The sequence below is a fragment of the Paenibacillus sp. J22FR83 genome (assembly GCF_059691955.1).
Genome location: NZ_JCAUAM010000004.1, coordinates 156,374 through 181,558, shown reverse-complemented (window position 1 = coordinate 181,558; position 25,185 = coordinate 156,374). Strand labels below are relative to the sequence as shown.

The 25,185-nt window shown below is 45.7% G+C and carries 33 protein-coding genes and 1 riboswitch; of the genes, 8 read left to right on the top strand and 25 right to left on the bottom strand.

The genetic code is table 11. The features are described 5' to 3' along the window. Positions 1-34: 34 nt before the first annotated feature. From AC58PV_RS09300 to AC58PV_RS09280, 5 genes are all read right to left on the bottom strand, one after another. Entirely contained in the window at positions 35-472 is a 438-nt protein-coding gene (locus AC58PV_RS09300) for a hypothetical protein (RefSeq protein ID WP_497431978.1), read from the bottom strand. Positions 473-542: 70 nt separating this feature from the next. Then, a complete protein-coding gene (locus AC58PV_RS09295) occupies positions 543-890 on the bottom strand; it encodes an ASCH domain-containing protein (RefSeq protein WP_497431977.1) in 348 nt (115 codons plus the stop codon). An 88-nt stretch (positions 891-978) separates the two neighbouring features. Then, a complete protein-coding gene (locus AC58PV_RS09290; RefSeq protein WP_497431976.1) occupies positions 979-1,152 on the bottom strand; it encodes a hypothetical protein in 174 nt (57 codons plus the stop codon). 107 nt (positions 1,153-1,259) lie between these two features. Beyond that, positions 1,260-2,261, bottom strand: a complete 1,002-nt coding sequence (locus AC58PV_RS09285) for an aldose 1-epimerase (RefSeq protein WP_497431975.1) — start codon at positions 2,259-2,261, stop codon at positions 1,260-1,262. A 160-nt stretch (positions 2,262-2,421) separates the two neighbouring features. Beyond that, positions 2,422-3,264 (bottom strand): helix-turn-helix transcriptional regulator, encoded by an 843-nt coding sequence (locus AC58PV_RS09280; protein WP_497431974.1) that lies wholly within the window; start codon positions 3,262-3,264, stop codon positions 2,422-2,424. A gap of 111 nt (positions 3,265-3,375) precedes the next feature. On the opposite strand from AC58PV_RS09280, the gene fabF reads away from it, so the two are divergent. Next, complete coding sequence (fabF, locus tag AC58PV_RS09275) at positions 3,376-4,611, top strand: beta-ketoacyl-ACP synthase II (protein WP_497431973.1); 1,236 nt, start codon at positions 3,376-3,378, stop codon at positions 4,609-4,611. A 321-nt stretch (positions 4,612-4,932) separates the two neighbouring features. On the opposite strand, the gene AC58PV_RS09270 is transcribed toward fabF, so the two are convergent. Genes AC58PV_RS09270 through hrpB form a run of 3 tightly spaced genes read right to left on the bottom strand, consistent with a single transcriptional unit; the run spans position 4,933 to position 8,428 of the window. Then, positions 4,933-5,196, bottom strand: a complete 264-nt coding sequence (locus AC58PV_RS09270; protein ID WP_497431972.1) for a hypothetical protein — start codon at positions 5,194-5,196, stop codon at positions 4,933-4,935. Then, positions 5,189-5,908 (bottom strand): lipase family protein, encoded by a 720-nt coding sequence (locus AC58PV_RS09265; RefSeq protein WP_497431971.1) that lies wholly within the window; start codon positions 5,906-5,908, stop codon positions 5,189-5,191. The genes AC58PV_RS09270 and AC58PV_RS09265 overlap by 8 nt, the downstream gene beginning before the upstream one ends. Before the next feature lie 33 nt (positions 5,909-5,941). Beyond that, the gene (hrpB, locus tag AC58PV_RS09260) at positions 5,942-8,428 is read right to left on the bottom strand and encodes an ATP-dependent helicase HrpB (RefSeq protein WP_497431970.1); all 2,487 of its coding nucleotides are present in this window, start codon (positions 8,426-8,428) and stop codon (positions 5,942-5,944) included. Positions 8,429-8,590: 162 nt separating this feature from the next. On the opposite strand from hrpB, the gene AC58PV_RS09255 reads away from it, so the two are divergent. Next, positions 8,591-8,845 carry a YpbS family protein gene (locus tag AC58PV_RS09255; RefSeq protein ID WP_497431969.1) on the top strand — a complete coding sequence of 85 codons (255 nt, stop codon included), beginning with the start codon at positions 8,591-8,593 and terminating at the stop codon, positions 8,843-8,845. A 14-nt stretch (positions 8,846-8,859) separates the two neighbouring features. Next, positions 8,860-9,024, top strand: coding sequence for a hypothetical protein (locus tag AC58PV_RS09250; RefSeq protein ID WP_157276792.1), 165 nt, complete (start codon positions 8,860-8,862; stop codon positions 9,022-9,024). A gap of 114 nt (positions 9,025-9,138) precedes the next feature. Here the strand turns inward: AC58PV_RS09250 and AC58PV_RS09245 are convergent, their stop codons facing one another. Genes AC58PV_RS09245 through AC58PV_RS09235 form a run of 3 tightly spaced genes read right to left on the bottom strand, consistent with a single transcriptional unit; the run spans position 9,139 to position 10,398 of the window. Then, complete coding sequence (locus tag AC58PV_RS09245) at positions 9,139-9,777, bottom strand: NUDIX hydrolase (RefSeq protein ID WP_497431968.1); 639 nt, start codon at positions 9,775-9,777, stop codon at positions 9,139-9,141. A gap of 42 nt (positions 9,778-9,819) precedes the next feature. Then, positions 9,820-10,074, bottom strand: a complete 255-nt coding sequence (locus AC58PV_RS09240; protein ID WP_497431967.1) for a DUF2164 domain-containing protein — start codon at positions 10,072-10,074, stop codon at positions 9,820-9,822. A 15-nt stretch (positions 10,075-10,089) separates the two neighbouring features. Beyond that, positions 10,090-10,398 (bottom strand): Dabb family protein, encoded by a 309-nt coding sequence (locus AC58PV_RS09235; RefSeq protein ID WP_497431966.1) that lies wholly within the window; start codon positions 10,396-10,398, stop codon positions 10,090-10,092. Positions 10,399-10,569: 171 nt separating this feature from the next. Between AC58PV_RS09235 and AC58PV_RS09230 the strand changes: the two genes are divergently transcribed. The 3 genes from AC58PV_RS09230 (at position 10,570) to AC58PV_RS09220 (ending at position 12,338) form a co-directional block, all read left to right on the top strand. Continuing rightward, the gene (locus AC58PV_RS09230; protein ID WP_068667294.1) at positions 10,570-10,749 is read left to right on the top strand and encodes a hypothetical protein; all 180 of its coding nucleotides are present in this window, start codon (positions 10,570-10,572) and stop codon (positions 10,747-10,749) included. 162 nt (positions 10,750-10,911) lie between these two features. Then, on the top strand, positions 10,912-11,898 hold the full coding sequence (locus AC58PV_RS09225; protein WP_497431965.1) for a YpdA family putative bacillithiol disulfide reductase: 987 nt from the start codon (positions 10,912-10,914) through the stop codon (positions 11,896-11,898). A gap of 134 nt (positions 11,899-12,032) precedes the next feature. After that, positions 12,033-12,338 (top strand): hypothetical protein, encoded by a 306-nt coding sequence (locus AC58PV_RS09220; RefSeq protein WP_497431964.1) that lies wholly within the window; start codon positions 12,033-12,035, stop codon positions 12,336-12,338. Between the two features lie 64 nt (positions 12,339-12,402). On the opposite strand, the gene AC58PV_RS09215 is transcribed toward AC58PV_RS09220, so the two are convergent. The 12 genes from AC58PV_RS09215 to AC58PV_RS09160 all read right to left on the bottom strand — a co-directional run bounded on the left by AC58PV_RS09215 (position 12,403) and on the right by AC58PV_RS09160 (position 22,219). Continuing rightward, positions 12,403-12,963: a DNA-3-methyladenine glycosylase I gene (locus tag AC58PV_RS09215; protein ID WP_497431963.1), complete on the bottom strand. Its 561-nt coding sequence runs from the start codon at positions 12,961-12,963 to the stop codon at positions 12,403-12,405. An 81-nt stretch (positions 12,964-13,044) separates the two neighbouring features. Further along, a complete protein-coding gene (locus tag AC58PV_RS09210; RefSeq protein ID WP_497431962.1) occupies positions 13,045-13,845 on the bottom strand; it encodes a TatD family hydrolase in 801 nt (266 codons plus the stop codon). Then, a complete protein-coding gene (locus AC58PV_RS09205) occupies positions 13,832-14,608 on the bottom strand; it encodes an ABC transporter ATP-binding protein (protein WP_497431961.1) in 777 nt (258 codons plus the stop codon). The genes AC58PV_RS09210 and AC58PV_RS09205 overlap by 14 nt, the downstream gene beginning before the upstream one ends. Positions 14,609-14,626: 18 nt before the next feature. After that, on the bottom strand, positions 14,627-15,394 hold the full coding sequence (locus tag AC58PV_RS09200) for an ABC transporter permease (protein WP_497431960.1): 768 nt from the start codon (positions 15,392-15,394) through the stop codon (positions 14,627-14,629). Then, positions 15,394-15,684, bottom strand: coding sequence for a thiamine-binding protein (locus AC58PV_RS09195; RefSeq protein ID WP_056621187.1), 291 nt, complete (start codon positions 15,682-15,684; stop codon positions 15,394-15,396). Before AC58PV_RS09195 ends, AC58PV_RS09200 begins: the two co-directional genes overlap by 1 nt. A 28-nt stretch (positions 15,685-15,712) precedes the next feature. Then, positions 15,713-16,729 (bottom strand): ABC transporter substrate-binding protein, encoded by a 1,017-nt coding sequence (locus AC58PV_RS09190; protein ID WP_497431959.1) that lies wholly within the window; start codon positions 16,727-16,729, stop codon positions 15,713-15,715. Positions 16,730-16,911: 182 nt separating this feature from the next. Further along, positions 16,912-17,020, bottom strand: a riboswitch (TPP riboswitch). Between the two features lie 82 nt (positions 17,021-17,102). Continuing rightward, on the bottom strand, positions 17,103-17,954 hold the full coding sequence (locus tag AC58PV_RS09185) for a patatin-like phospholipase family protein (RefSeq protein WP_497431958.1): 852 nt from the start codon (positions 17,952-17,954) through the stop codon (positions 17,103-17,105). Positions 17,955-18,224: 270 nt separating this feature from the next. Further along, complete coding sequence (locus tag AC58PV_RS09180) at positions 18,225-18,365, bottom strand: hypothetical protein (protein WP_167355910.1); 141 nt, start codon at positions 18,363-18,365, stop codon at positions 18,225-18,227. 81 nt (positions 18,366-18,446) lie between these two features. Next, positions 18,447-20,015, bottom strand: a complete 1,569-nt coding sequence (locus tag AC58PV_RS09175) for a DUF3369 domain-containing protein (RefSeq protein ID WP_497431957.1) — start codon at positions 20,013-20,015, stop codon at positions 18,447-18,449. Then, the gene (locus tag AC58PV_RS09170; RefSeq protein WP_497431956.1) at positions 20,012-21,550 is read right to left on the bottom strand and encodes a sensor histidine kinase; all 1,539 of its coding nucleotides are present in this window, start codon (positions 21,548-21,550) and stop codon (positions 20,012-20,014) included. The genes AC58PV_RS09175 and AC58PV_RS09170 overlap by 4 nt, the downstream gene beginning before the upstream one ends. A gap of 8 nt (positions 21,551-21,558) precedes the next feature. Further along, on the bottom strand, positions 21,559-21,939 hold the full coding sequence (locus tag AC58PV_RS09165; RefSeq protein WP_497431955.1) for a hypothetical protein: 381 nt from the start codon (positions 21,937-21,939) through the stop codon (positions 21,559-21,561). Between the two features lie 145 nt (positions 21,940-22,084). After that, positions 22,085-22,219 carry a hypothetical protein gene (locus AC58PV_RS09160; RefSeq protein ID WP_497431954.1) on the bottom strand — a complete coding sequence of 45 codons (135 nt, stop codon included), beginning with the start codon at positions 22,217-22,219 and terminating at the stop codon, positions 22,085-22,087. A 41-nt stretch (positions 22,220-22,260) separates the two neighbouring features. Between AC58PV_RS09160 and AC58PV_RS09155 the strand changes: the two genes are divergently transcribed. Continuing rightward, positions 22,261-22,578 carry a hypothetical protein gene (locus tag AC58PV_RS09155; protein WP_497431953.1) on the top strand — a complete coding sequence of 106 codons (318 nt, stop codon included), beginning with the start codon at positions 22,261-22,263 and terminating at the stop codon, positions 22,576-22,578. Between the two features lie 111 nt (positions 22,579-22,689). Beyond that, on the top strand, positions 22,690-23,325 hold the full coding sequence (gene udk / locus AC58PV_RS09150; protein WP_497431952.1) for a uridine kinase: 636 nt from the start codon (positions 22,690-22,692) through the stop codon (positions 23,323-23,325). 49 nt (positions 23,326-23,374) lie between these two features. Here the strand turns inward: udk and AC58PV_RS09145 are convergent, their stop codons facing one another. Beyond that, positions 23,375-24,532 carry an MFS transporter gene (locus tag AC58PV_RS09145; RefSeq protein WP_497431951.1) on the bottom strand — a complete coding sequence of 386 codons (1,158 nt, stop codon included), beginning with the start codon at positions 24,530-24,532 and terminating at the stop codon, positions 23,375-23,377. Next, on the bottom strand, positions 24,522-25,064 hold the full coding sequence (locus AC58PV_RS09140) for a hypothetical protein (RefSeq protein ID WP_497431950.1): 543 nt from the start codon (positions 25,062-25,064) through the stop codon (positions 24,522-24,524). Before AC58PV_RS09140 ends, AC58PV_RS09145 begins: the two co-directional genes overlap by 11 nt. Positions 25,065-25,185 lie beyond the last annotated feature (121 nt).

The following is a 25,185-nucleotide window of genomic DNA, read 5'->3' as shown; positions in this document are numbered from 1 at the left end:
TCATCTCAAAGATACGAAGTTGCTTCTTGGCGCTTTACCAAATTGTCGGCTTAGACACCATGAACCACATCATCGCCAGCGTTATGATCACATACCAGATGAGTGCTTTGCGCAGCTTGTTTACGAGCGTATTGCGATCTTCATGAGGAGCTTTGAGCTGGCGCAGCAGCGGTGAGAAGGCACGTGCAATGAAGTATAGGGAAGCGACCATAATGAGAACCGTTGCGACAATCCAGGAAGTTTTCCAACTCCAAGCTGTAATCCAAGTAAGAATAATGCCCGTTGCGACCAACACATGTCCCGCATGCTTCGTCAGTCGAACCGTTATCCGAAACGGCTCTAAATAATCAGGCAGCGACTCGAATGGCGCTCTACGAATAAGTGCCAATAGTGGAAATAGGACGAAATAAGGGCCGATACTGAGTACAACGCTGAAAATATGAATATAGAGCATAATAATATACCAAGACAATGTGATCATCCATTCTATCAGTAAGTAATGTGAATAAACCGTGTGAATCCGAGGATCCACACGGTTTGTTTTATTCGGCTTTTTTAAATTCGTGTACCCAAACTTTCATCTGCGGCAGCCAAGGCATACCAGGATGCATAGCCAAAATACTGTCGCGATACTCATCAACGGTTTCGTGACCTTCTTGTTTCGCATGTTCAGGTGTCAGTTCACCCAAAGATTGCTGATATACATTGGTTACTGTAAAGCTCGTTCCTTGCAGATCCATGGTTTCACCAATATCCGCATAGCGTCCATTTCGACGGCAAGCTGTTTTTTGTCCCGCAAGAACTTTGCTTACCTCCGCTTCCTTCGTTACCAATCGGTCGATGGAACAGGTTTTCGCCGGTAATGTCTCGTTTACGTTCGTCTCACTCATGTTGTTCCCTCCTTTTGCCAGTTTTCATTATAGCGAATCTACTTCACTTTGTCGAACTGACACTAACTACCTAATTCAACTGTCGTCATTACTCTCTTAAAGCTTCCTTCAGCTTTGTTGACATGCTCTCCATAGAACCCAATGAAGGAGGTTTAACACCGCGCAGACGCGCAATTTCTGCTTTTAATCTCTCATTCTCTGACATCAACGCCTCAACTTTGGCTATCATCTGGTCGCGATCTAAATGATCCCACTTCCCCATCTTTACCCCTCCTCGGCTCACAAATACCCCCTCCTCGCAATGTGATGATCCCAACGGATTCTCGCCTGCTTCAAAGGGGGTGCTTTCTCTAACTAATTAGTTGACGATTACTTTGTGATTTGGATCGCATATAAACGCGCAGTTTCTTCCCAAACTTCACCGGGTTCTAAGGAAACAAGACCGATTTGATCAGCGGGCAGATCCACATTCGGCGCATTAACCAAATTCATTTGCGGTTCTGGACAGAAGAAACCTTCTGTTTTGCCATTATTCCAAATCATCCATTGCTTGTAGGAAGTCCCTACGTCATACACAAGTTTGATGCCTTCACGTGAATCCGTCAATGCCATGAAGTTGCGGCTATTTTGCGGAACACTCGTATAGTGATTATCCATGCTTTCAAAGAATGGCGACAGTCCACCTGACTTCATTTTCTCTTCATCCGCGGATAGCGCTTGATACTCACCCGTTGGCAGCATACGCTCGTTCAACGCCCAACGCTCACCGATCGTCATTTGGAACGTATAATCCGAAGGCTGACTATTGGCAGCAAATGGTGCGTTAATCGTTGTGTGGAACGCCAACAAGCACGGCATTGCTACATGGCCTTCATTATGTACAGAAATCTGTTGGTGCAAACCTTGCTCGTTCAAGGTATAGACTAAGCGAATTGTAAAATCAAATGGCAAAAATTCATGAACAGAATGTCCTTCACGAACTCGTAGCGCTAATGAAACGCGACTTTCATGACCATCACTGCTGAAATGCTCAACGGCCCATGGAATATTGTGTACAAATCCGTGCAAATGGTTGCCTGTCTTCGGTTCATTGACTGGGAATTGGAATACATTCCCTTTCCACGGGAACTTGCCATCCTCATAACGATTGGGTGGGAATAAGACAGGAATCCCATGAACAATTGGACGTTCTTTAAACGCTTCCATCTCTTCTAGTGCAGGCTCACGCAAGAAACGGTATTCCTTCTCTATATCACGGAAAGCAATCAGATTTGCCCCAACATCTGGCAATACTACTGCTTCATAACGCCCTGCTTGCAGCCAAATCGCTTGTTCTCCGTTGTACGTTCCTTCATATGCTTTGGTAGACATTTCTTCTCATTCTCCTCCTAAATAACTGCTTATCCTCTGTCCAATATTTGGACGGACACAATGATTTCACTTTAGCCCATATGAGCAAAAAAAGTCAATGGACGTAAATTGCTTTTATATAGACAAATGTGACATTTGGAAAACATGCGTTGTGAAAATGTTATTCACCTAATTTACTCATCAGGAGTCTGATCTTCGCATCCGTATCCGATCCGATGGATGGTGTATATACACTACATCTCAGATCCGTCCGTCCTTGTACCTGCAAGGTTGTGAGGTCAAATAACATTTTCCCCACCTTGGCGTGTCGAAACTCAATGAAAACTTCTGGTGCAGTGCTAACATCACTCTCATTCCAGAAAGATCGGAAATCTTTGCTCCGCTCACTCAATTCTTCAATAAACTCGCTATACCAGTTATCTCCTACATATTGACCATAATAAGAACGGAACATCGACAAGAAACCTTTGGCGAAGTCGCTCCAATTGACAGCTAGCGATTTCAATTCTTTTCGGGTAAAAAGCAACCATATCATATTACGCTCTAGCTCCGGGAGTTTAGCAAAGTCAAGAAAGACAGCCGCAGCCGCCTGATTCCAACCCACAATGTGACACCGGCGATCAGACACAATCGTGGGACAATCATGAAGCTCCGTCAAGATCCGATTCAAGGCCGGACTTATCGTCGGTATTTGATCAACGAATGTCGCTGGCGCTGGTTGTTCCAACGCTAAACTGAACAAATACTGCCGCTCATCCTCGTTCAGTTGTAAAGCCATTGCTATGCGATCCAATACTTGTACGGACATTTTGATGTCTCGTCCTTGTTCCAGCCATGTATACCACGTCGTACTAACACCAGCAATCGTCGCAACTTCCTCTCGACGCAGACCAGGCGTGCGGCGCCTGCTCCCTCCCAATAATCCTACTTCCTGCGGTTGGATACGTGAGCGGTGTGCCGTAAGAAAGTTAGATAATTCTTGAAGTCTCTCCTTCGTGTTCATGCTCGTGATTCCTCCTAACCTAGTATCATAGAAGCCATTATACCAGTATAAACGGTAACTTGTAATAGGATACACGGTATGACATTCTAAGTAAAAAAGGAGGACGTTACGATGAAACGTGTGGTTATTACAGGTATGGGCGTCATTACGCCAATAGGTAATCAGGTGGATACATTCTGGGGGAATTTGACGAAGGGACAATCGGGCATTACTTCAATTGAGCATTTCGATACATCCAATTACAAAACAAACTTCGCTGGCATCGTCCGGGATTTCGATGCTGAAGCCGCCGTTGGACGTCGTGAGGTACGACGCATGGATCGGTATTGCCAGTTTGCTGTTGCGGCAGCCAAGCAAGCGCTCGAAGACGCTGAACTCGTAATTGATGCTACCAACGAGGAACGTGTTGGTGTCTATATCGGCTCTGGCATTGGCGGCATCCAGACCATCTTGGACAACTATCGGACCTTGCTTGACCGAGGGCCAAGCCGGGTCAGTCCGACCGTTGTCCCGATGATGATCGCGAACATGGCGGCTGCTCAGGTAAGCATTCTGTACGGCGCCAGAGGGCCTTCCTTAGCTCCCGTTACCGCTTGCGCAACGGGCAATAACGCCATTGGCGAAGCCTTTAAGCTCATCCAGCGCGGAGGCGCAGATGCCGTGATTGCCGGCGGCGCCGAAGCGACAGTCACCGACCTCGCGCTCGCCGGCTTCGGCAATGCAACCGCGTTGTCGACGCGCTGCGACGCGCCGGAGCAGGCGAGCCGGCCGTTCGATGCGCAGCGCGACGGGTTCGTCTCCGCCGAAGGCGCCGGCGTGTTGGTCTTGGAGTCGCTCGAGCATGCAGAGCGACGCGGGGCACGGATCCATGCCGAGATCGTCGGCTATGGCTCCACATCGGACGCCTACCACATCGTGGCGACCGATCCTGAGGGCTCGGGGGCATACCGAGCCATGCGCGAAGCGACGGTGGATGCGGGGATCGACGCCTCGGAGATCAACACCATCAACGCACACGCGACGAGCACCGTTGCGGGTGATCTCTCCGAGACGCTGGCCATCAAGCGTCTACTTGGACAGCGCGCCTACGACGTGCCGATCAGCGCCAACAAATCCATGATCGGCCACATGTTAGGCGCCGCGGGCGGCGTCGAAGCTGTCGCCCTAATCAAAACCTTACAGGACAGCCTCATCCCTCCGACCATCAACTTGGACAATCCCGATCCACAGTGCGATCTGGATTACGTACCTCATGTAGCACGACGTGCAGAGCTGCAGTATGGACTGTCAAGCTCATTCGGATTCGGCGGGCATAATGCCGTGTTGATATTTAAGAAGTTCGGGTGAAAAGGCGAACCCGCAACCGGAAACTGGCTCTTGCATCTAGCAATTGGCAATTTGGGAACAGGATAGCACTTCTCTTTTTTGCAAATTGTGAAATGACAAAATTCAAATAATGTTAGTTGTAATTTGTCAGTTTGATGTATGGTGAATTGAAATACACTTTCCATCAAGCCATCGCATCTGAGTAGGATCGTTTGTTTGTTTTCCGCGATGTCTTCTTAATTACGTTATTGCAGTCCAAAAAACAGTTTCAAGCACAAACAACCGTGCAATCGCACGGTTGTTTGCTATTCGATGCGCAATCCGTATGCGACAAACATGAATTTACTTGGACACAGTTTCTCGTGCTGCATTCACAAGTAGATCAAACCATTCATCTTCCTCTAGTAGTTCCTCAACAGCCTCGATATCTTCTTCTTTGCCGGATTCACGTAGGAAGTGAAGGGCGTAGCTCCAGTCGTTTTTGCCTTTGGTGCTTTGAAGCGTGATTTCGTAAGGATGCTCATGGCCTTCGACTTTGAATTCTACATGCCCAAGGTAGCCATCTTCTTTGCTGTGTTCCATACTTGCTTTCAAAATTTCAATCATGTACAACATCCTTTTCAATAGTTTGTAGCCATGCCCAAATCGCGTTCATGGTGGTTTGTAGGTTTGATGCATTTTCCCATATATAAGGATTGTGATCTCTAAAATAATCAGCATGACTCCCGATAATTGGAAGCATTAACTGGTGAATTGGCGCATGCTTCCCACGGTTCCAGCCATGAATTCCTATGCGTGTTCGACTCCACCCGCCCCATGTCCCCAGCCTTGGAATGGGATCTCGAGATTGATTCCGAGGATTCACCGCGTGTATGTACAACACTTTGTTTTTTAGGGACATTGGAATCGCACATCTCGGTGAGCCAATTTGGATGACACCAAGGATGTTACCGCCTTGGTGTTCCAATTCTTTTGCAGCCAAGATAGAGGCTATGGCACCAGCGCTATGCCCTATAAAAAGCAGCTTTTCCCCCTGCCCCCTTGTCGAACCGACGAGCTCAAGCAAGCTCTTGCCACCATGAACCGAATTCTTTCGGTGGGCATTATGCCACATATCCCGGATGATTTCAGTCAATTGACCACTTTTCGATCGGTCCCAGTCGCCATATGGAAAGTGAACATGAACACGCACACGTCTGCCTGCTTGCTCATAACGCGAAGCAAGTTTTGCCGCAAAGTCGTCCAGGAAGTTAGACGCGGTTGCAAATCCAGCTGAAACATAAATAACGATGTCAGCAGTATCAGCGTGAATGGTCATGACATGCTCCGTTCCTTTCTAGGATACCTGGATTCAAGCTCTAGGCTTTGCACGATTCGTAGGAATGGCTGCCATCGGATCATCTGGCCAGTAGTGCTTGGGATAGCGGCCTTTCAGATCTTTTTTCACTTCGAAGTAAGCTTCTCGCCAAAAACTGGCCAAATCCTTCGTCACCTGCATCGGACGTTGGGCTGGCGATAACAAGTGCAAAGTGACAGGCACCCTCCCTTTTGCAATACGAGGTGTATCCGCTAATCCGAACATCTCTTGAAGACGTACAGATAGTGTCGGTGATTCTATGTTGCTATAGTCAACGGGAATTCGTGACCCACTTGGCACTTGAATGTGCGTAGGCGCCCATTCGTCCAACGAACGTCTTTGCTCCCATGTTAGCATTTCTTCTAATAGGCTTGTCAAGTTAAGACGGTTAAATGCACTTTTACTCTTGATTCCATATAGCTGTGGACCTACCCAATCCTCAAGGGTCATCAGCAGCGTTTCATCCCGAAGATCAGGCCAATTTTCTATAAAATGGTATAGAAAGATGCTGCGTTCCTGAAATTGACGCGCCGATCGCGTCCAAGGCAGGACATCCAAGGATTCCGAACGTATGCCTTGAAGCATAGCTTGAAGAACTAGTTCAGGGTCGGGGGCTTGAAGCGGTTTATCTTTGAGTGTAAGCGCACCTAACTGCCACCGTTCTCTCGCTCGCACGGAACCTGCTGCACCATCCCATACCACAACTTGTTCTTTACGAATATGGTTTTCAAAAGCAGTGAACAGCTCTTCCTCTTGCAGTGGAGCTGCAAGATAGATGCGGCTCTCTGTTCCACTATCGTCCAACTCTGCTGCGACAATATATCGCTCGTTCGAGAGCGGCTGCAACTCCGGCAACACGGCTCCGCGGCCGTTCGCGAGAGTAAACCGCCCCATCGACCGCCGCTGCGCAACGCGGTCGGGGTAGGCGAAGGCGAGCAGCAGCCCGCTCGCCGCCGCAGGGCTCACGCTCGGCTGCACGCCGAGCGACTGCATCAAGACCTTGGCCTCCGCCGCGATGCGGCGGCAAAGGCCAAGGTCCACCCCATCGCGCGCGTCGCCACGCAGCGCGCGCCAGAGCTCTTCGATGCGGCTGCGCACATCCGCATCCCTCTCAGCTGAGCGCATGAAATCGCGCTCACTGAGCAAGACCGCGAGCTCGCACGCCAGCGCGCCGAGCTCAAGCGGGATGGCTTGCAGCACCATGTGCGCAAGCCGCGGGTGCAAGCCTAACGCCGCGACACGCTTGCCGTGCGGCGTTAGGCTCCCGTTCTCGTGCAGCGCGCCTAGCTGCACGAGCAGTTCCCGCGCCTGCTGATAGGCAGGTGCAGGCGGTGGGTCTAGCCAGACCAGCGCAGCGGGGTCTGGCGCGCCCCAGGCGGCGAGCTCCAGCGCCAACGGAGCGAGATCCGCTTCGCGGATCTCGGGCGTTGAGCTCGGCGGGAGCTGCCGCTGCTCGGTCTCGGTCCATAGGCGGTAACACACGCCTGGACCGAGACGCCCTGCTCTGCCTCTGCGTTGATCGGCTGAGGCAACAGAAACAGGCACCGTCGTGAGACGGGTCATGCCGGTGCGGGGCGAGAAGCGCGGCACTCGCATGAGGCCGCCGTCGATCACCACCTCGATCCCCTCGACCGTTAAGCTGGTCTCGGCGATCGAGGTGGCGAGCACGACCTTACGATGCCCAGGCGTGCGGACAGCCGCCAGCGCCTGGTCTTGATCCTCCAACGAAAGATTCGCGTATAGAGGTGCAACATGCACCGCTTCTCCTAATCGCAAAGCGGTCAGTCCGTTCGCAACACGATGGATTTCTGCTGCACCTGGCAGGAATACGAGTATACTTCCAGTGTGCGTTTGTATCGCTTGCCCAATGCTAGCGACTACTGCTGGTTCTATTCTCCCTATTACTTTTTGTTGTAGATAGTGAGTAGCAACTGGATACGTTCGTCCTTCGCTCTCAATAATGGGAGCATCGTCCAAAAGTGCCGAAATCTCTTGTGCTTCCAAAGTTGCGGACATCAGCAAAATCCTTAAGTCGTCCCGAAGCAACGTTTGTGATTGACGACACAATGCCAGCCCAATGTCTGCATGCAGGCTGCGTTCATGAAATTCATCAAATATGACGATGCCCACCCCGTCTAGCGCTGGATCCTGCTGCAGCATACGGGTTAGAACACCTTCCGTGATAACTTCAATGCGCGTTTTCGGTCCAACACTTGTATCATTTTTTACTCGATAACCAATCGTCTGGCCGACCTCTTCCCCTAACAACTTCGCCATGTAGCGGGCTGCTGCACGTGCCGCAAGTCTTCTTGGTTCGAGCATTAGAATCTTCTGACCTTGCAGCCACGTTGCCGCCAATAAGGCTAGTGGAACTTGGGTTGTTTTGCCTGCACCTGGCTGCGCGACTAGGATTGCACAGGTGCGTTCTTGTAAAGTATGTAATAGTTGTGGGAGTATTGCCGTAATAGGTAACACATTCATATGGTTCACTCCGAGTTCTCTATCTTATTAATGCCGTTAATTGTTAGTACAATGAATGAAAGATCACGATTTGTTCATCTGTTTTCTGTTCGGAAACCTGTTCCTTCGCTTTTCAATCGTGTATACTAGAAGACAATCTAGTCACTAAAGGAGAACTTTAACATGAATGTACATGAAGCGATTTCCAAACATTCGAATGCACAGCATTTGCATCTCGTTCGATTTGCTGAGCTTGATGCGCAGCGTGAGCATGCCATCGAAGCGGCTGTTGATCTGTGCAAACGCGGGTTGCCATTTAACGTTGATGCCATCAACTCAGTTACAACCCAAATTATCGCCCATGCCCAAAAAGGTATTTCTCCAGTCCGTTCCCTTGTTACTGAGGATATGGTTCGTGATTACGTAAACAAAGGGTAAGGAGATACATTTCCATGGGTGTGCTAACTTTTATTTCAATGCTTATCATGGGATCCGCTTTCAGTGCAGGATTCTTACTCTTGTTTAAGCAAAAAATCGCTTGGGGAATCACCTGTATTGGGCTCTCCATCGTGTGTTACATCGCGTATGTCTACGTTGCGAATGCCTATTTCGTTTAAAGCACATTACGCAACGACAAGAACCGATCAGATCAACTGATTCGGTTCTTTTTCATTCTTCTCTTCATTTCCTTTATTCTTCGTTCTTCATTTCCTTCATATCTACACCCGATCTTATTCCCAACCCTGTTCCCGCAACTTTTGAAAAAGAAGCTCGAAATATGCAGCGGGATGAGGTACCACTTCTTTCAACGAAATTGGCCACTCGATATCTTCATACTCGTTATTGACTCCTCTTTTAAACCCCGTTGCCTTAATCTCCGTCAGCTCACCATTAACGAGTTGTTTCAAATCTGAAACAGTCACAGCGAATAATCCTGTCACCTCATCTGGCTGTAATTCATAACTCCGAAGAGCCTGATCGCAGCGATATAGGAATACATGACAGAATTCGCGATCTATCAATGTGTCCGAAATCAGATCCTCCTCGGCAAATACACCACAGGGGATTAAATCTTTGAATGAAACGGAGAGCCCTAACTCTTCCTCGAGTTCGCGGGTCCCCTCTACGACTGTTTCACCAGCAGCTAGATGCCCTGCACAAGAGATATCTAATAGATCTGGGAACAAATCTTTGTCAGGATGCCGTAGCTGAAGCAGAAGCTTCGGTACGTTATCATGCAAGCTGACAATCCAGCATTGGAAGGTCTGATGCCATAGTCCCTTGGCATGAACCTCGGAGCGAGGCGCCACGCCGAGCCACTTCCTTTTTTCATCAAACACATCAAACTGTTCTTCCGACTTCATCATCATACGCTCCCTCACCATCAGGCTCTTGCTTTGAAGAAATTTCCGTTATCTCCGAGTAAGCTTAGTAACTTTCAGCGCGTAGAGGTCGTCCTCTAGCACAGCCATTCGGTCTCTAACACCCTTCAGTGCATCCTCAATCGCAAGATTATAAATAGGAGCTGTAAGCTGCTGAATCATGTAGTCGATCAATTGCTCTGCAGCAATCTGACCTACCGTTACCCCTAGCTCGACATCTAAATGTTCCTGCAAATCACTAATTAGCGCATCTTTCTCTTCCTTGGGTAATTTCAGCACTTTCATCAGTACGCCCCCCTTTTACTCGTAAATTTGAAAATCGATTTCTTGGAAGGAGCTAACTTCTTTCATCCAACGCTCAGCCACATACTGGGTATGTACCGGGTGATTATTATAAGCTTCATACGCAGCCTGATTGGCAAAAACCATAGAGAAACCATAGTCATAATCCGCTTTAACGCTCACTTGACGCAGTACCTCAAATTGCTCAACACCAGGTATTGTCGTTAGCTCTTCCGCGCTGATTTTGAGGAATTGTTCCGCAATTGCGTTGTTTTTACCCCCATGAAGTTTAAAAACAACCATATGTTTAATGTTAGACGTATTCATCTTTGACATCTCTCCTTTTTCTTCATCTTCGCTTATTATAGCGGATTTTGTCCCAAGGAACTATATAGACTCTCACTGCCTTCTCACCACGTTTTATAAAAGGGAATATAATCCTCCTCTTATGCGCAGATTAACCGAGTACTGTAAATTAGAAGAAAAGGAAGTGCTCCTATGGTAGAAAATAATAAACATGAAGGCAACTATACAGGTACTACGAATACGAATGCGGAGAATCAAGATATGGCTTTCGTAAACGATACGTTGGAAAATGCTCCAAGCACATCTTCCATTAATCTAGCCAAAGACGATATTAGTGAAGATAATGAAGAAAATCAATTGAATCAAAAATAGTCGGCTTCATACGTTTAGAGCAGTCATTCCGTACCTTCCTAGGAGGTGGAGGCTGCTCTATTTTCGTTAATTCGACTTATTTTCGGGGGGTTTCAAACTTGGCATCTCTTATTTCGTGAGCTACTATAGACTAATAGGCTTGAATTGAAGGAGGTTGCAACATTGGAACAAGTCATTGTTATTGGTGCGGGTCCTTGCGGATTATCGGCAGCAGTTGCTTTAGAACGCGCTGGACTCTCACCATTACTCATAGAAAAAAGTTGTATCGTAAATGCCATTTATTTATATCCTACGTATTTGCAATTTTTTAGTACACCGGAATTATTAGAGATTGGCGGTTATTCCTTTACGACTCCACACGACAAACCATACCGTCAGGAAGCGCTTGTTTATTATCGTGAGGTCGCTCGCCGTGAGCAGCTGCGTATTCACTCTTATGAAGAAGCTGTTCGGATTGATCAAGTAGCCTCTGGATTTAAGGTCCATACGTCCGATCAGTTTGGCAACAAAGCCACTTACGACACGAACAAGGTCGTTGTTGCTACAGGCTACTTCGATCACCCTAATTTGTTGGGTATTCCAGGTGAGGAACTTCCCAAAACGACGCATTACTACAAAGAAGCACATCCTTATGCTGGAGCAAAAGTCGCGATTATCGGCGGCAACAATTCAGCTGTGGATGCAGCTATGGATTTGCTCCGGGTAGGTGCTGAGGTAACTGTCGTCTATCGTGGCAAAGATTTCTCAGCCAATATTAAACCATGGGTTCGCCCTTTGTTTGAAAGCATGGTGAATAAAGGACGCATCCGCATGTGGTTTGACTCACAGGTAGAACGAATAGACGAACAATCTGTTCTAATACGAAAAGGGAGCGAACACGTCACTTTAGATAATGACTTCGTGCTTGCTTTAACTGGCTTTCGCCCAGATCGGCAGCTGCTAACAGATATTGGTGTCCAGTTTCATGAAGAAACGAACGCACCTCTAGTCAACCCAGACACAATGGAAACGAACATCCCTGGTTTATATGTCGCTGGGGTTGTCGCTTCTTCCAAATACGATGCGAACGAGATCTTCATTGAGAGCGGCCGTTTGCACGGACTTTCCATTACTGCACATATTGTTAACGGTCAGAGCCATCAATCTTAGTGATTGGTGGCTTTTTTGCATACTTTCTATGAAAATATTTCCTATTTTTCAGAGATTCCTCTTCCATTACGAACACTTGTTTGCTATAATAAAAACAAGAACAAACGTTCCAATTAGATGAGGAGGTAGTTAACATGATGAACCCCAGTCACAATTTTCGTTTTATCGAGAGAGATTATTGGTACCATAAGGCATTGTGTGACACTGACCATCTTTTGCCTGAACAAATTGATGAGATGCTTGATGAATCGCACACCTACTATGCCGATTACACGTTCAAGTTTTATGACGATGGATCGGTAACTATCATAGATAACGATACGAACAACCGCATTAAACCAAAGGAACTGACAGGTGCCATTTATGATTTCTATATCCGCAAACGGATTCACATGATCAGAGTTAATTTAATAGAGAAACAACTCCAACATGCCAATTGAAGCACAATAAGGCCATCTGATTCGGACTCTTTCGTCCTTCAGATGGCCTTATGTGTACCTCATGCTATTCGCTATGATAACAGAAACAAGTTTGGGCGTGATCATTCACCATACCTACTGCCTGCATATAAGCATAACAAATCGTCGAACCGACGAATTTGAAGCCACGCTTCTTTAAATCCTTGCTCATACGATCAGAAATATCCGTTTTGGCAGGCAATTGACGACTGTCTTCCCAATTATTCTTTATGGTTTTGCCACCTACGAAGCTCCAAATATACGAATCAAATGTGCCAAATTCATCTTGCACCTTAAGAAAGGCTTTGGCATTCTGGACGACGGAAGCTATTTTCAGACGATTACGCACGATGCCAGGATTCAAGAGCAATTCCTGCAGCTTCGCCTCATCATAATTTACAATTATGTGCGGGTCAAAACCATCGAACGCTTCCCTATAGCTATCTCGCTTCTTTAATATTGTATACCAACTTAAACCAGCTTGAGCACCTTCCAAATTCAGCATCTCAAACAAGACGCGGTCATCATGCACAGGAACTCCCCATTCATGGTCATGGTAATCTTGATATAAAGGGTCTTCGTTGACCCAACCGCAGCGGTTTGTCATGTTATTCCTTCACCTCATCCAAGTATCGAACATGTGTTCTATTTCATTATAGATCCTATACGAACACTTGTCCAGTTGGATTTATTTAAGGTCGCCAGGCAACTTGTAGAAGTGATTGGTGTTTTGGAATAAAATCGCAACCGTCTCTTGCACGTTCTTCCCCTTCAGTTCAGCGATTTGTTCAATGACTGTGTGAATCATACACGGATGTGTCTCTTCACCTGAGAACGGTCCTTCAAATGGCCAAGGTCCATCTGTCTCTACCATCATGAGCTCCAAAGGGTAGTTACGAACTAATGTTCTGATTTCTTCTTCATAGAGAACATCTGGCGTGATAGAAATATAATAACCAGCGCCTATCATTCGCTCCACGGTTTCGTCAGATCCTTTAAACCAATGGAAATGCGCCTTCTTGATTCCGTATTTGGCTAGTAACGCACATGCGACATCCGCATCTTCATATACGGCATGCAGGACAACTGGCTTGTCCCACTGAGCAGCAAGCTGCAAGAAACGCTCTAACAACCCAATATAAGGTGTTACGTCAAACGCCTGTCCTGCCCCTTCTACTTCATGACGCGTGTAATATGGAAGTCCAATTTCACCAACTGCGATCATGTCATTCACATGCTCACTCATCCAATCTATTAATGCGTCCAACTGCTCTGTCGTAGGCAACTCTTGTTCTGGATGAAATCCGTAAGCCGCAAAAATGCGACCGGGAGCAAGCGACTTCAATTGCTTCGTTGCTTTGCAGGAATCTAGATGGCGGGATACCGCGATTAAGGCCAACACCTGCGAAGCTTCTAGTTCTGCAATTATCAATTTCGCTGACTCTTCGTCGTACATATCGAGATGAATATGTGCATCAATAGCTGACATTGTTTGTTTTCTCCCGTCGCAAGAGTCCCTGTATATGCTGTCTTAGTGCGATAAACTCTGATTCCTGCATGATAGATTCCTGACGTGGTCTTGCAAATGGTACTTTCAACTCTTCCAAGATACTTGCAGGTTTATTAGACAGCACATAAATACGATCAGATAGGAAGAGTGCCTCCTCTATACTATGGGTGACAAATAAGATGGAGCGTTTATTGTGCTCCCAAATGTTAAGAAGCCACGCTTGCATATCAAGCCGTGTTAACGCATCTAAGGAACCGAATGGCTCATCTAAGCACATAAGTTCCTGCGGGCTTAATAAAGCGCGTAAGAACGAAACACGCTGTTGCATCCCACCTGACAGGACATGTGGAAATTCCCGTTCATAGCCTCCTAGTCCAACTCTCGGCAGCCATTCTCTAGCTTTGGCGATCGCCGCAGAGCGCGACTCTCCGGCTACTTCCTGCCCTAGTGCTACATTTTCCTCAATAGAGCGCCATGGGAACAAGGCCGGTTGCTGCGGCATATAAGAAATAAGTCCTTTTTTCCCTGTCACCTTCTCGTCATCCAGCCACACTTCACCGGATGTCGGCTGCACGAGTCCACCTATGATATGGAATAAGGTGCTCTTACCACTGCCAGAAGGGCCAATGATGGATACAAACTCGCCTTGCTCGACATAAATATGAATATCTACAAGCACGGTGACTTGCCCTTTTTTATTCGGAAACATATGATGAATCCCAGTAAGCTTTAATTTGCTCATGGCCACAGCCCTCCTCTCCTACGAGGAACGTTTGACGTTCCAACGAATGATGAGCTTCTCTAACCCAGCGATGAGCCAGAAAAAGAGCAAACTCAGAATCACGATAATTCCGATTGCCACAAATTCCCGGTCTGCACGGAAGGCTGATTTTTGTAAGATCATATAATAGCCAAGACCCACATTTCCGCCTAGCCATTCAGCAATAACTGCCCCCATCACACTATAAGTAGCGGATATTTTGAGCCCAGTAAACAGAAATGGCAAAGCATGAGGCATCTCTAATTTATAGAAAATTTGGCGTTTCGATGCACCAATCATTTGCATGTAATTATACATGCTGCGATCTGTCTGCATGAAGCCATCTAACGTTGACATCGTTACAGGGAAGAAACAGACAAGTGAAATCAATATAAGTTTAGGTAATAGGCCAAAACCAAATAAGATAATTAACAGTGGTCCCAATGCAATAACTGGGATATTTTGCGATAGGATCAGCAGTGGATAGAAACCCGCTTTAACGAAAGGAAGCCTATGTAGTACGCTGGCAACTAGTACACCACCGATGGCACCGATACTAAAACCCATGCACATCAAACGAACGGTAGCCCACATATGCATCCATACGCGCGGCATATCTGTGGTACCGTCTCGCCATATTTTGAGCGGGCTTGGAAGCAGCCAGTCTGCGGTTCCAGCCCATGAGACAGCCAACTGCCAAATAAACAACAGAAGGATGACTACCACAAGTGGCGGCCATCCTGCTTGAATCCAGCGACGGATGTTCATTATCTGTACTTCTCCGTTAACTTGTCCATTGAAGCACCTGACGGATTGAAGTAAATTTTAACCTGAGAAATGACGTTCGGGCTGCCCATGTCAATCATGGCTGTGTTCATATCTTGAATAATGAGAAGGAGTTGATCCAACTCACCTTCCATCGTTGTTTCCAGCGGTGAAACAAAATATTTAACACCAGACTTTGCAATCACTTCGATGGCTCGATCTACATACGGAATGACATCTTCACCGTTTACTGTTTTCGGGATTATTTGAATACTAACAAGTGCATTAGCCATGATGGACATCTCCTCTTCAATTTAGGAATTACTTCTTACTTTCAGGTAAAAATGAATTCGTAAATGCCGCATCCACATCCAACTTCTTCTCTAAAAGCTTGTGATCCAGCATCCACGTGGCGTAGTTTTCCCACACGGATTTCTTTTGCTCACCCCAACGTGCCGCATCATCCTGATAACGTGGGCTTAACCACTTTTGACTAGCAACGACCAGCTTAGGATCTAGATCTGGAACAGCTTTAATCAATATGTTTGCCGCATCTTCCGGTTTGGAAATGGCAAATTGATACCCTTTGGTCGCTGCAGCAACGAACGCCTTCACGATTTCTGGCTTCGAAGAGATCATATTCTCATTTGTCGCCAATACAGGTGTATAATAATCCAGTTTCTCCGAATATTTGTTCAAATAAATCATGTTCATCGGCTCACCACGAAGTTCCGCATCTACGCCTGTCCATGCATAGTAAATCCATGCAAAGTCGATATCGCGTTTGACCGCTGTAAAATAATCCGCGTCACCGATATTAACCATTTTCACCTTTGTCGCATCCGCTTTCTCTGATTGCATCAGGGATTCAATCATGGCACTTTCGGAAGGGGCACCCCAACCGCCATACGATTTGTTCTCGAAGTCCTTCGGTGATTTGATATTCTTCGCAACCGGTGAAGCAAAGCCAGAGGTATTATGTTGAATAACTGCAGCAATCGAGACTAGTGGCACTCCTTGAATACGACCTTGCGTGATGCTTTCTTGATAACTCACCCCAAACTCTGCTGCGCCAGAAGCGATCATCGTATCCGCTCCACTTTCGCCAGGGGAAATGATTTGCACATTCAAGCCTTCTTGCTCAAAAAATCCTTGATCCTTCGCGACATACAACCCCGTGTGGTTCGTATTTGGCGTCCAATCTAGGACAACTTTTACGTCAGTTAGCTTTTTACTTCCTTCTGTCGGTTGAACTGACTTTCCTGTGTCGTTGCCGCAACCTGCCATTACTACGGTAAAGCTGACTAACAACAATGGTGCAATTTTGTTCCATTTCATATTCTTCTACCCCTTCTCTGTGGATCTTGATGTAACCATACGAAAAAGCCCCCGTTATCCGGGAGCGCCAGTGCAATTCTATCAAATTCTACGCTGGCATTACCCCAGGAGTTAATAGAAACTAAAAAGCCGCTAAAGACCAAAGGTCTCTCGCGGCGTATACGTTGACATTCGTACACGTATAGTCGTGTACAATCATTCTCTGCACTAGCATTATCTAGATCAGATCGAACGGTCAGCGGTATATCCCGCACTCTCAGCCTGACTACTCAAGCTCCCGGATGGTTACTATTCAATTTACATTACTATAACCCTAGTTAACTAAATAAGCAAGTTATCCCTATTTGCCGTTGTATGGGTATAATTACACCCATTAGTGTAATAACCAATCCTTTAACTGCAATCCCATCTTCTGCGCATCTGCGTAACCTAGTTCATGTAACTTCTCGAGTTTCCGCGGATCTTTCTCCATTCGTCCTACTTCTACTTTGGTTGAAGGTCGAATAATGATAGCACTGCCATCCGCTTCCATTCGTTCAATTGTTTCAAGTGTAGAATTATAAATTTCGCTGCGATTCACAAGCACATTCACAAGGCCGTTATATTTTGGATAAAAACTTTTCGCTAACCAACGCTGCTTGAACGGCCGTTTGCGGTAGCCCAGTTCTTTCGTTAATACAATGATATGCTTTTTATTGCCGTCAGCGACTGATTTCTGTACCGGAATCGGATCGACCAATCCGCCATCAAATAATGTTCTGCCTTCATAATGAATCGGCGTAGCTACAAAAGGCAACGAACTCGAAGCTTGTACGATGGGCATCGTTTCCTGTTGAAGCTGATGTTTCGTAAAATAAATCGGCTCCCCGGTATGCGCATCTGTTGTACCTATTGCAAATTGCTGTGAAGAAGCGTAGAACGTGTCATAGTCAAAGGGTACTAGTCTATTCGGCAGCTCATTGAAAATAAAATCCATGCCAAATATGCTCTTACTGCGCAACAAGTTGCGATAGCTTAAATAACGGTGATCCGCAACATAGTCAATCGTTACCTTTTTATTCCGCCCAGGTTGTTTAGAAATGTAAGAAACCGCATTGCACGCGCCCGCTGAAACACCCACCACATAGGGGAAATATAAATCCTGCTCCATAAAGTATTCCAAGACTCCCGCGGTGTATACCCCTCGCATACCTCCGCCTTCCAGTACGAGTCCAATCCCTTCCATGGTGACACCTTCTTTCTGTCTGTCTCAAGCCCCTTTCTAGCATACAGGAATTGTAAATTAAAAGAAACGGGCTTCCCTCTTCGAAAATGAGACGAAGACGAAGATTTCCTCCTACTTTCTAAGACAAATTAGGGGAAATCCCAGTTCAACCGTATTTTTGCCGAAATTTAACGTGTACGTCAACTTTTCGAACCTTAACTAATGGGACACCTTCATGAAATTACCAAAGACCCCTGCTCCGAGGAGCAAGGGTCGGTAACCATACTACAATTATGATTTGTTTTTACTAATGTTATTTAGGCTAGGAGGAAACTCAGCCGCATTCTGCTTTTTTAGTGTCTCTGCCTCTTCCGTGAAGTGAGCAGCATTTTGTTGATTATTTTTTTTATCAGGTCGATTTACTTTAGGCATTCCTTTCACCTCCATCATCTCAACCGTAGTATGAGAAGGTGATCCTAATCTTATGCCAATTCACTGAAATCATTAAGGTTATTAACGATTTTCTTTGTACAGTTCCTTGATGACCATAAACTCGTCCAGATTGTTCAGAAAGAGATCAACAATGACAGGGTCAAAATGTTTGCCGCGCTCCGATTTCAATAAATCCAAGACGCGATCTAATTCCCATGCTTTCTTATAGACACGATCACTACACAGTGCATCAAATACATCAGCCAAGGCTGTTATCCGGCCATATAAGTGAATGTTTTCCCCACTTAGCCCTTGTGGATAACCCGTCCCGTCGTAACGTTCATGATGCTGATGAGCGATAATTGCCGCGGCGTGCAGCACCTTTTTATTCGAATGCTTGAGCATTTCATAGCCTAAGTTAGAATGTGTTTTCATAATTTCGAATTCTTCTTTGGATAAAGAACCCGGTTTATTGAGGATGGCATCCGGGATCCCAACCTTGCCTACATCGTGCATCGGTGTTGCTAGTCGAATCGTTTCAGCTTCTTGCTCAGATAAGCCGTATTTCAGCGCCAGCAGACGTGAATACTCGGCTACTCGCTTAACGTGATGACCTGTTTCCTGTGAGCGCGTTTCTGTAATCTCGCCCATGGTATAAATGATTTCCTGCTGTGTACTTTCAAGCTCATTATTCAAATAAATGTTCTCGAAAGCAACAGAAACATTCGCACAATAAATATCAACCAAATAATGCTCCCATTCACTTAGGGCATTAAAACCGTTCATATAGATTACGTTTTCCATCCCCATCTTACTCTGGAAATAGATGATGAAACGATCCGCAGCAAAGCTGCTTTTGCGGGTATGGAAAGCTAATTCAATTTCCTCAAGAACTTCGACAGGAACCACATCACGAGCTCTTGCATCTTGGTTCTTCGCATAATCGCCGCTGGCTGCAAGAATGTAGATGTCCTCGATCCCTTTCGTTACGGCAAAACTGCAATGTATCGCATTCTTATGTAAATTAACGATAGATGTCATTTGGGTTAGAACGCCAGACGCAAATTTCTTCATGGACTGTAACTCGAACAAGGTCGCCGAAGACTTAATAATTTCTTCCAGGCCAACTCTACTTTTCTCAATCGTTTTAATATCTCGAAAGGAGCGCAGCGCCGTGACTACCGTAGTAAACAATTTCTGCGATGTTAACTCCGTCTTTTCTTTATAATCATTAATGTCATAATCCATGATAACCGTTCGTTCAGGAGCTTGTCCTGGCTGGCCCGTCCGCAAAATAATACGTACAGCTTGGTTATTCAGCACTTCGCGAATATATTTGACAATTTGCAATCCTGCATCTTCTTGTTCCATGACAACATCTAATAAGATAAGCGCCGTTTGTGGCTGTTCTTTCAACAGTTGTTTCGCTTCCAAAGCAGAATAAGCACTATGAAACTCCAGTTTTCTGCCAGCAAATTCGAGATCTTGCAGCACCATTTTGGTAACTTGGTGTATTTGCTTCTCATCATCGACAATGAGTACGATCCACGGGTCTTGTTCCACAGTCCTTAGATTTGCTGCTGCAACGCTATCTTCCTCAGCAGCAAAAAGAAGCTCATCCTGATCGACAGACTCCACTTCATTTGTCATATCTCAGCTTCCTCCTCTTTGGGGATTGTAATTGCAAATAAACTGCCCTGTCCTCGTACGCTTGAACATTGAATCGTACCATTTAACGATTCCGTTACAAGATTGTATACGATATTCATGCCTAGGCCTGTCCCACCTTGCCCCCGGCTTGTTGTAAAGAAGGGATCGAAAATATGATCCAACACTTCCTCAGACATCCCTTTCCCATCGTCTGAATAAGCTAGCATGACATGATCGGGATAGTCTAGCACTCGGATACTTAAACATCCGTCATCGTCATCCGCATCGTAAGCGTGATTCAGAGAATTCATAACTAAATTCGTAATAATTTGTGATAGAGCGCCTGGGTATGTATACAACTGCAGTTGATCATCGCAGTAAACGTCCAATTTAATATGAGTTTTCTTGAGTGCAGGCTTCAAACTCGCGATAATTCCTTCCACATATTCTTTGAATAGGAAGGTCCGTTTCATCTCTACACTTTGATCCACGGAGATTTGTTTGAAGCTTTTAACTAAAGAAGACGCTCGCTCCAAGTTCGATTGGACCATCACAATGCTCTCATGGGAAATCGATAGAAATTGCTCCAAGTCGGATTTCTTCATTTTCCCTGCTTCATACAGTGCCTGGAACTCTTTCGCTTTCTGGTCCAAGTAGCTGATAGCCGTTACACCAATGCCAATTGGGGTGTTAATTTCATGCGACACGCCTGCAACTAAACTGCCTAAGGCTCCCATTTTCTCCGAATGTACAAGCTGATCTTGGGTAACCTGTAAGGTAGTCAAGGCCTGCTGCAACTCCTGATACCGTTCATCCAAGTTACTGACCATATCATTGAATGCTTCAGAAACTTCAGCAATTTCAGGCGAAGCTTTGAACTGCAATTTGGGCAACTCTCCACCTTGTTTTACAATTACAGCTGCTTCACGCAACCGGCTTAACGGCCGGATAACAATTACTCTTAGGATTAACCATAATAAAATTGAAAGTACAATCGCAATACTTAGTCCAACGAACAAAATCAGCTTTGTTCTATGTTGGAGCAGCAATTCTTCTTCCGATGAGTCGAAAATAACCTCAACTGCCCCGACAACCGAGCCATCTTCTTGCAGTGGTGCCGTCAATCGAACGATCGGCTTATCATTTTCAAACATGGGGACACGATCTACAATTGTATTGTCTTGTTTGGGAATCACAACTTTTGCTGCATTCAAGACTGTCCCTACTTCTTGACGATTCGAGGAGGCTAAAACTTTCCCTTGTTTGTCATACAGTTTCATATCCAGAACGCGAGTATTCTTATATTGGATGTAATCGAAAATCTGTTGGATATCTGCGATTGATCTCGATTCTTCGTAACGCCCGTTGATAGCAATCGTCATCCCGCTAATTTGACTAACATATGCTTCGCGAATCGATTGATTCAAGCTGATCGTATCGAACACCATCATTGTCGAAATCATACCAGCTGTGACTGCTGTGACAAGGAATACAATTCGTTTCTGTAAGCTTATTTTCTTCTGACGAGAAGGCATCCCTACACCTACTTCACATCGAACGTGACTGTTTTACTAACATCATACGGTGTATGGTCGTTGTTATGTAAAGAGATCTTCACTTCATGTGTTCCTTTACTCAAATGATCCAATACCTTCTGTTTCTCAGTGACAACGATCTTCTCACCTTTGTCTAACGATATATGAATATGACCTTCACCTTCGACACGTTGATGATCATAATGTTCCTTCGATATCTTCAGATCGGTCGTAAAGTCTAAAGTGACAGTATCATCTTTCACAACATAAGCGACCTCTAACGTAGGTGTAAAAGAAGACGCGTTGGACGTTGTCGTTTTGGCTTTACCACAGCCAGTAATTGCGATTGTTAATGCTGCTAACAAACAAAAACCTTTGATTTTATTCATTTGTCATCCCCCGTGAAGATGTTTTTAGTCTCTATTTGCCAAAAAAAGCTATCTTCCTTAGCTTAAGAATAATCAGTTAATTTGTCCACTTTTATTTTGGAAACATGTGTAATAATAAGCGCCGTTAAGTGAATAGTCCATTAATTCATAATTGTCTGACAACTAATGTCGAATTCGCATGATAACGCTCATATTTTGCGCTTACCCAGGAAATAATTTCATTTCCCGAATCCGCATCATTTCCCCACTTTTGGTGCAATGTAGTAAAGTCGCTTTTCATAGCTACTCCCCTTCTCTTTATGAACCCTAAGGAGGTTTCCCATGACAGGAACCAATCAGCATCAACAGCCCGTTCAGCACGCAATCGACGCCGCTGATCACGCCATTCTACAAGCACAAGACGCCCAGCATAAGCTGCAAGTCGCCATAACGGAAGCCAACCCTAACGCGATTCAATCCGCTCAAGCGGCACTTGTTCAAGCAGACCAACAAGTTACCCAAGCCCAAAGACAATTAGCTGAATTTGCCAACGAACAATTTGGACAGCAAATCAAGCAAACGTTCGAACAGTTAAACCAAGCTGCTCAGGATATTGAAGCTTATCAAGAAAAGTTTCATACGCCAAAGCAGGTTCGGTAACCGCTTTGCCTCCCAAAAGTGATCGATATTCGATCACTTTTTCTTTTTAGGCATACATTATGTTAAACTACGTAGGAAGGTTTTCAAGTTATTTGGGGAGGCACTACTTACATGCTCGTGATTGGAATTGCCGGAGGTACCGGTTCAGGTAAAACTACAGTAGCAAGATCGATTATTACAAAACTCGGATCCACGAATGTGACTTTGATTTCACAAGATAATTATTATCTTCATCATAGCGGTCTGACCTTTGAAGAGCGGGAACACATCAATTATGATCACCCTCGTGCTTTTGAAAATACATTGCTTCTTCAGCATTTGAATATGTTGAAAAGCGGGCAGCCCGTCGACATACCTGTCTACGATTTCTCTACGCATGCTCGCTCGCAAGAAACGATTCGCATCGATGTTAAACCGATTGTGTTGCTTGAAGGCATTCACGTTCTAACGGATGAGGATCTCCGCGGGGCGTTAAATATTAAGGTTTTTGTAGATACTGACCCGGATGTACGTATTCTACGCCGTTTAACTCGTGATATTAATGAACGTGGTCGTTCTTTGCAATCCGTTTTCGACCAATACTTGACAACAGTTAAGCCCATGCATGATGCCTTTATTGAACCGTCCAAGAAGTATGCGGACATCATTATTCCTGAAGGCGGCGAGAATCAAATCGGGATCTCCTTGCTAACGATTTTGACTGAACGCTATATGACAGATCGTGCCGCTAACTATGAAATCGGATAGCTGCCTAACCGCAAGAAGCCACTTTCCTTCAACTAGGAAAGTGGCTTTTTCATGCCGAACGCGCTTTGAAAATAAACCCTGCAAGGCCAAACAACAAATAGACAAGGCCAAGAAAGTAGAAAATACTAAACACGCTTAAATAGTGAAGGGCCATCCCGCCTACTAAAGGTCCGATGATACTCCCTACGCTGTATTGAATAGACGCAATAATATTAGCTGTTGGGAGCAAATGACGCGGTAAAATGTCTGCTGCATAGGCTAGCCCTAACGAGAAGAATGATCCTACCATACCGCCTGCTACGCCTAAACAAAGTCCAAGTCCCCATAAGCTCGTCCCAACGAACGGCACACAACTGAACGCTAAAGCGCCTACTATGGCTGTCCCCATTAGAATAGGTTTACGCCCTATACGGTCACTCCATATCCCGAGCGGCAATTGCATGATAAGCCCACCGATCCCAGTTACGGGCAGCAAAAGACCAATTGTTGACTCCGAAATGCCAATCCGGAGACCATAGAGCGGAAAGTTGCTGTTCATGGCAGCTTCCATATAGCCAAAGAGCAAGGAAGTTATTAGTGGAAACCAGGCTAACGAAATGACGGTAGTCGCACGTTTATGCGCAGCTTCCGCACGTTCGGCTCGCTCTGGCTTCTCATTTTTGAGCCTCGTTAGAAGCAATAAGATTAGAAGAAAGAATCCACTTGTCACCATGAAAGGGACCCACATCCCTGCTTTCAACAAGGTAATGCCTAATGGCCCCAAACTAAAACCAATCCCATAAGCCATCCCATACAGGGAGATATTGCGTCCCCTCTTCTCCTTCGGACTCGAGGCAACAATCCAGAGCTGTGTAGCGAAATGCAAGGCACTATCGCCAATCCCCACGATAAGCCGCAGTACAAACCAGAAGCCAACTTGTTGCCAGACTGGAAAAAGGCAATTTGCAATAATAATCAATGTCATTCCGATCATAATGACGGGTTTATATCCATACCGTCGAACTGGTTTCTCGATGAAGAACATCGTCGCGAAAATCCCAATATATAGCGCCGCCGCGTTTACACCGTTTGCATCTGTGGATACACCAGACCGATCGAGTAGAATTGTAAGCAAGGGCAAGAGCATCCCTTGACTCATTCCCGCCACAATGATAACCATTATTAATGTCGTTAATTGATAATTGGATCGAAACCTTTTAAACGCCATTCCCGAAATCCACCGTTTCCCATCTCTCGGCACAGTCATTTAGCTTGCCATGAAGGGGAACACGGAACTGCGTAAAGATGACGAGTCGAGCTTTTTTAATCCATTCTTTGAAGGATGGGTAGGTAACAAAGAGATTTGCATAACGATCACTCATACAAATAAAGTGAGGACCTGGGGTTTTCTCCGTTAGAAAGTTTAACGATGTATCTAGCGGCGTGTATTTCTTCCGTTTCCCTTCCCATTTGTCCACTTCAACTTGTAGCTGAGTATCTACCTCCTCCACCAGTTGTTCAAGATGCTTCACACGGGCATAATAGGGCATTTCTGTTCGTATGTCCATTCTTCGAAGCGTTTCTTCATGCTGTGGGTAGAAGATCACGCGAACGAATTTCCGTTCTTCTGCCCAAGCGATACAAGCTCTCATTTCGTGCTCTGTCCAATCTTCGAATGTCTCGAAAACCAGAACAGTTCCCTTATCTGCATGCGTCGGTGGTTCATACCCGTAGGGTACTTTGATTTGTTCTCGTGCCATGGCTTCCTCCTCTAGTTGATCTTACATGTCGTTCATTCGCTGGAATAACGTGCACATATTCCTAGTATACCCCTTCCATCCCCATGAAACCATTGCCTAGATTGGATTACAGAAACGCATT

What these genes read in the sequence shown, in the direction of transcription:
- AC58PV_RS09295 (WP_497431977.1), bottom strand. Translation starts at nt 890, where the DNA reads ATGAGTGAGACGAACGTAAACGAGACATTACCGGCGAAAACCTGTTCC.
- AC58PV_RS09195 (WP_056621187.1), bottom strand. Translation starts at nt 15,684, where the DNA reads ATGGCTAATGCACTTGTTAGTATTCAAATAATCCCGAAAACAGTAAAC.
- AC58PV_RS09215 (WP_497431963.1), bottom strand. Translation starts at nt 12,963, where the DNA reads ATGACAAACCGCTGCGGTTGGGTCAACGAAGACCCTTTATATCAAGAT.
- AC58PV_RS09145 (WP_497431951.1), bottom strand. Translation starts at nt 24,532, where the DNA reads ATGGCGTTTAAAAGGTTTCGATCCAATTATCAATTAACGACATTAATA.
- AC58PV_RS09220 (WP_497431964.1), top strand. Translation starts at nt 12,033, where the DNA reads ATGATGAACCCCAGTCACAATTTTCGTTTTATCGAGAGAGATTATTGG.
- AC58PV_RS09210 (WP_497431962.1), bottom strand. Translation starts at nt 13,845, where the DNA reads ATGTCAGCTATTGATGCACATATTCATCTCGATATGTACGACGAAGAG.
- AC58PV_RS09200 (WP_497431960.1), bottom strand. Translation starts at nt 15,394, where the DNA reads ATGAACATCCGTCGCTGGATTCAAGCAGGATGGCCGCCACTTGTGGTA.
- AC58PV_RS09155 (WP_497431953.1), top strand. Translation starts at nt 22,261, where the DNA reads ATGACAGGAACCAATCAGCATCAACAGCCCGTTCAGCACGCAATCGAC.
- AC58PV_RS09255 (WP_497431969.1), top strand. Translation starts at nt 8,591, where the DNA reads ATGAATGTACATGAAGCGATTTCCAAACATTCGAATGCACAGCATTTG.
- AC58PV_RS09160 (WP_497431954.1), bottom strand. Translation starts at nt 22,219, where the DNA reads ATGAAAAGCGACTTTACTACATTGCACCAAAAGTGGGGAAATGATGCG.
- AC58PV_RS09170 (WP_497431956.1), bottom strand. Translation starts at nt 21,550, where the DNA reads ATGCCTTCTCGTCAGAAGAAAATAAGCTTACAGAAACGAATTGTATTC.
- AC58PV_RS09175 (WP_497431957.1), bottom strand. Translation starts at nt 20,015, where the DNA reads ATGACAAATGAAGTGGAGTCTGTCGATCAGGATGAGCTTCTTTTTGCT.
- fabF (WP_497431973.1), top strand. Translation starts at nt 3,376, where the DNA reads ATGAAACGTGTGGTTATTACAGGTATGGGCGTCATTACGCCAATAGGT.
- AC58PV_RS09165 (WP_497431955.1), bottom strand. Translation starts at nt 21,939, where the DNA reads ATGAATAAAATCAAAGGTTTTTGTTTGTTAGCAGCATTAACAATCGCA.
- AC58PV_RS09230 (WP_068667294.1), top strand. Translation starts at nt 10,570, where the DNA reads ATGGTAGAAAATAATAAACATGAAGGCAACTATACAGGTACTACGAAT.
- AC58PV_RS09235 (WP_497431966.1), bottom strand. Translation starts at nt 10,398, where the DNA reads ATGAATACGTCTAACATTAAACATATGGTTGTTTTTAAACTTCATGGG.
- AC58PV_RS09140 (WP_497431950.1), bottom strand. Translation starts at nt 25,064, where the DNA reads ATGGCACGAGAACAAATCAAAGTACCCTACGGGTATGAACCACCGACG.
- AC58PV_RS09280 (WP_497431974.1), bottom strand. Translation starts at nt 3,264, where the DNA reads ATGAACACGAAGGAGAGACTTCAAGAATTATCTAACTTTCTTACGGCA.
- AC58PV_RS09245 (WP_497431968.1), bottom strand. Translation starts at nt 9,777, where the DNA reads ATGATGATGAAGTCGGAAGAACAGTTTGATGTGTTTGATGAAAAAAGG.
- AC58PV_RS09270 (WP_497431972.1), bottom strand. Translation starts at nt 5,196, where the DNA reads ATGATTGAAATTTTGAAAGCAAGTATGGAACACAGCAAAGAAGATGGC.
- AC58PV_RS09290 (WP_497431976.1), bottom strand. Translation starts at nt 1,152, where the DNA reads ATGGGGAAGTGGGATCATTTAGATCGCGACCAGATGATAGCCAAAGTT.
- AC58PV_RS09185 (WP_497431958.1), bottom strand. Translation starts at nt 17,954, where the DNA reads ATGGAAGGGATTGGACTCGTACTGGAAGGCGGAGGTATGCGAGGGGTA.
- AC58PV_RS09250 (WP_157276792.1), top strand. Translation starts at nt 8,860, where the DNA reads ATGGGTGTGCTAACTTTTATTTCAATGCTTATCATGGGATCCGCTTTC.
- AC58PV_RS09205 (WP_497431961.1), bottom strand. Translation starts at nt 14,608, where the DNA reads ATGAGCAAATTAAAGCTTACTGGGATTCATCATATGTTTCCGAATAAA.
- hrpB (WP_497431970.1), bottom strand. Translation starts at nt 8,428, where the DNA reads ATGAATGTGTTACCTATTACGGCAATACTCCCACAACTATTACATACT.
- udk (WP_497431952.1), top strand. Translation starts at nt 22,690, where the DNA reads ATGCTCGTGATTGGAATTGCCGGAGGTACCGGTTCAGGTAAAACTACA.
- AC58PV_RS09240 (WP_497431967.1), bottom strand. Translation starts at nt 10,074, where the DNA reads ATGAAAGTGCTGAAATTACCCAAGGAAGAGAAAGATGCGCTAATTAGT.
- AC58PV_RS09190 (WP_497431959.1), bottom strand. Translation starts at nt 16,729, where the DNA reads ATGAAATGGAACAAAATTGCACCATTGTTGTTAGTCAGCTTTACCGTA.
- AC58PV_RS09265 (WP_497431971.1), bottom strand. Translation starts at nt 5,908, where the DNA reads ATGACCATTCACGCTGATACTGCTGACATCGTTATTTATGTTTCAGCT.
- AC58PV_RS09285 (WP_497431975.1), bottom strand. Translation starts at nt 2,261, where the DNA reads ATGTCTACCAAAGCATATGAAGGAACGTACAACGGAGAACAAGCGATT.
- AC58PV_RS09180 (WP_167355910.1), bottom strand. Translation starts at nt 18,365, where the DNA reads ATGCCTAAAGTAAATCGACCTGATAAAAAAAATAATCAACAAAATGCT.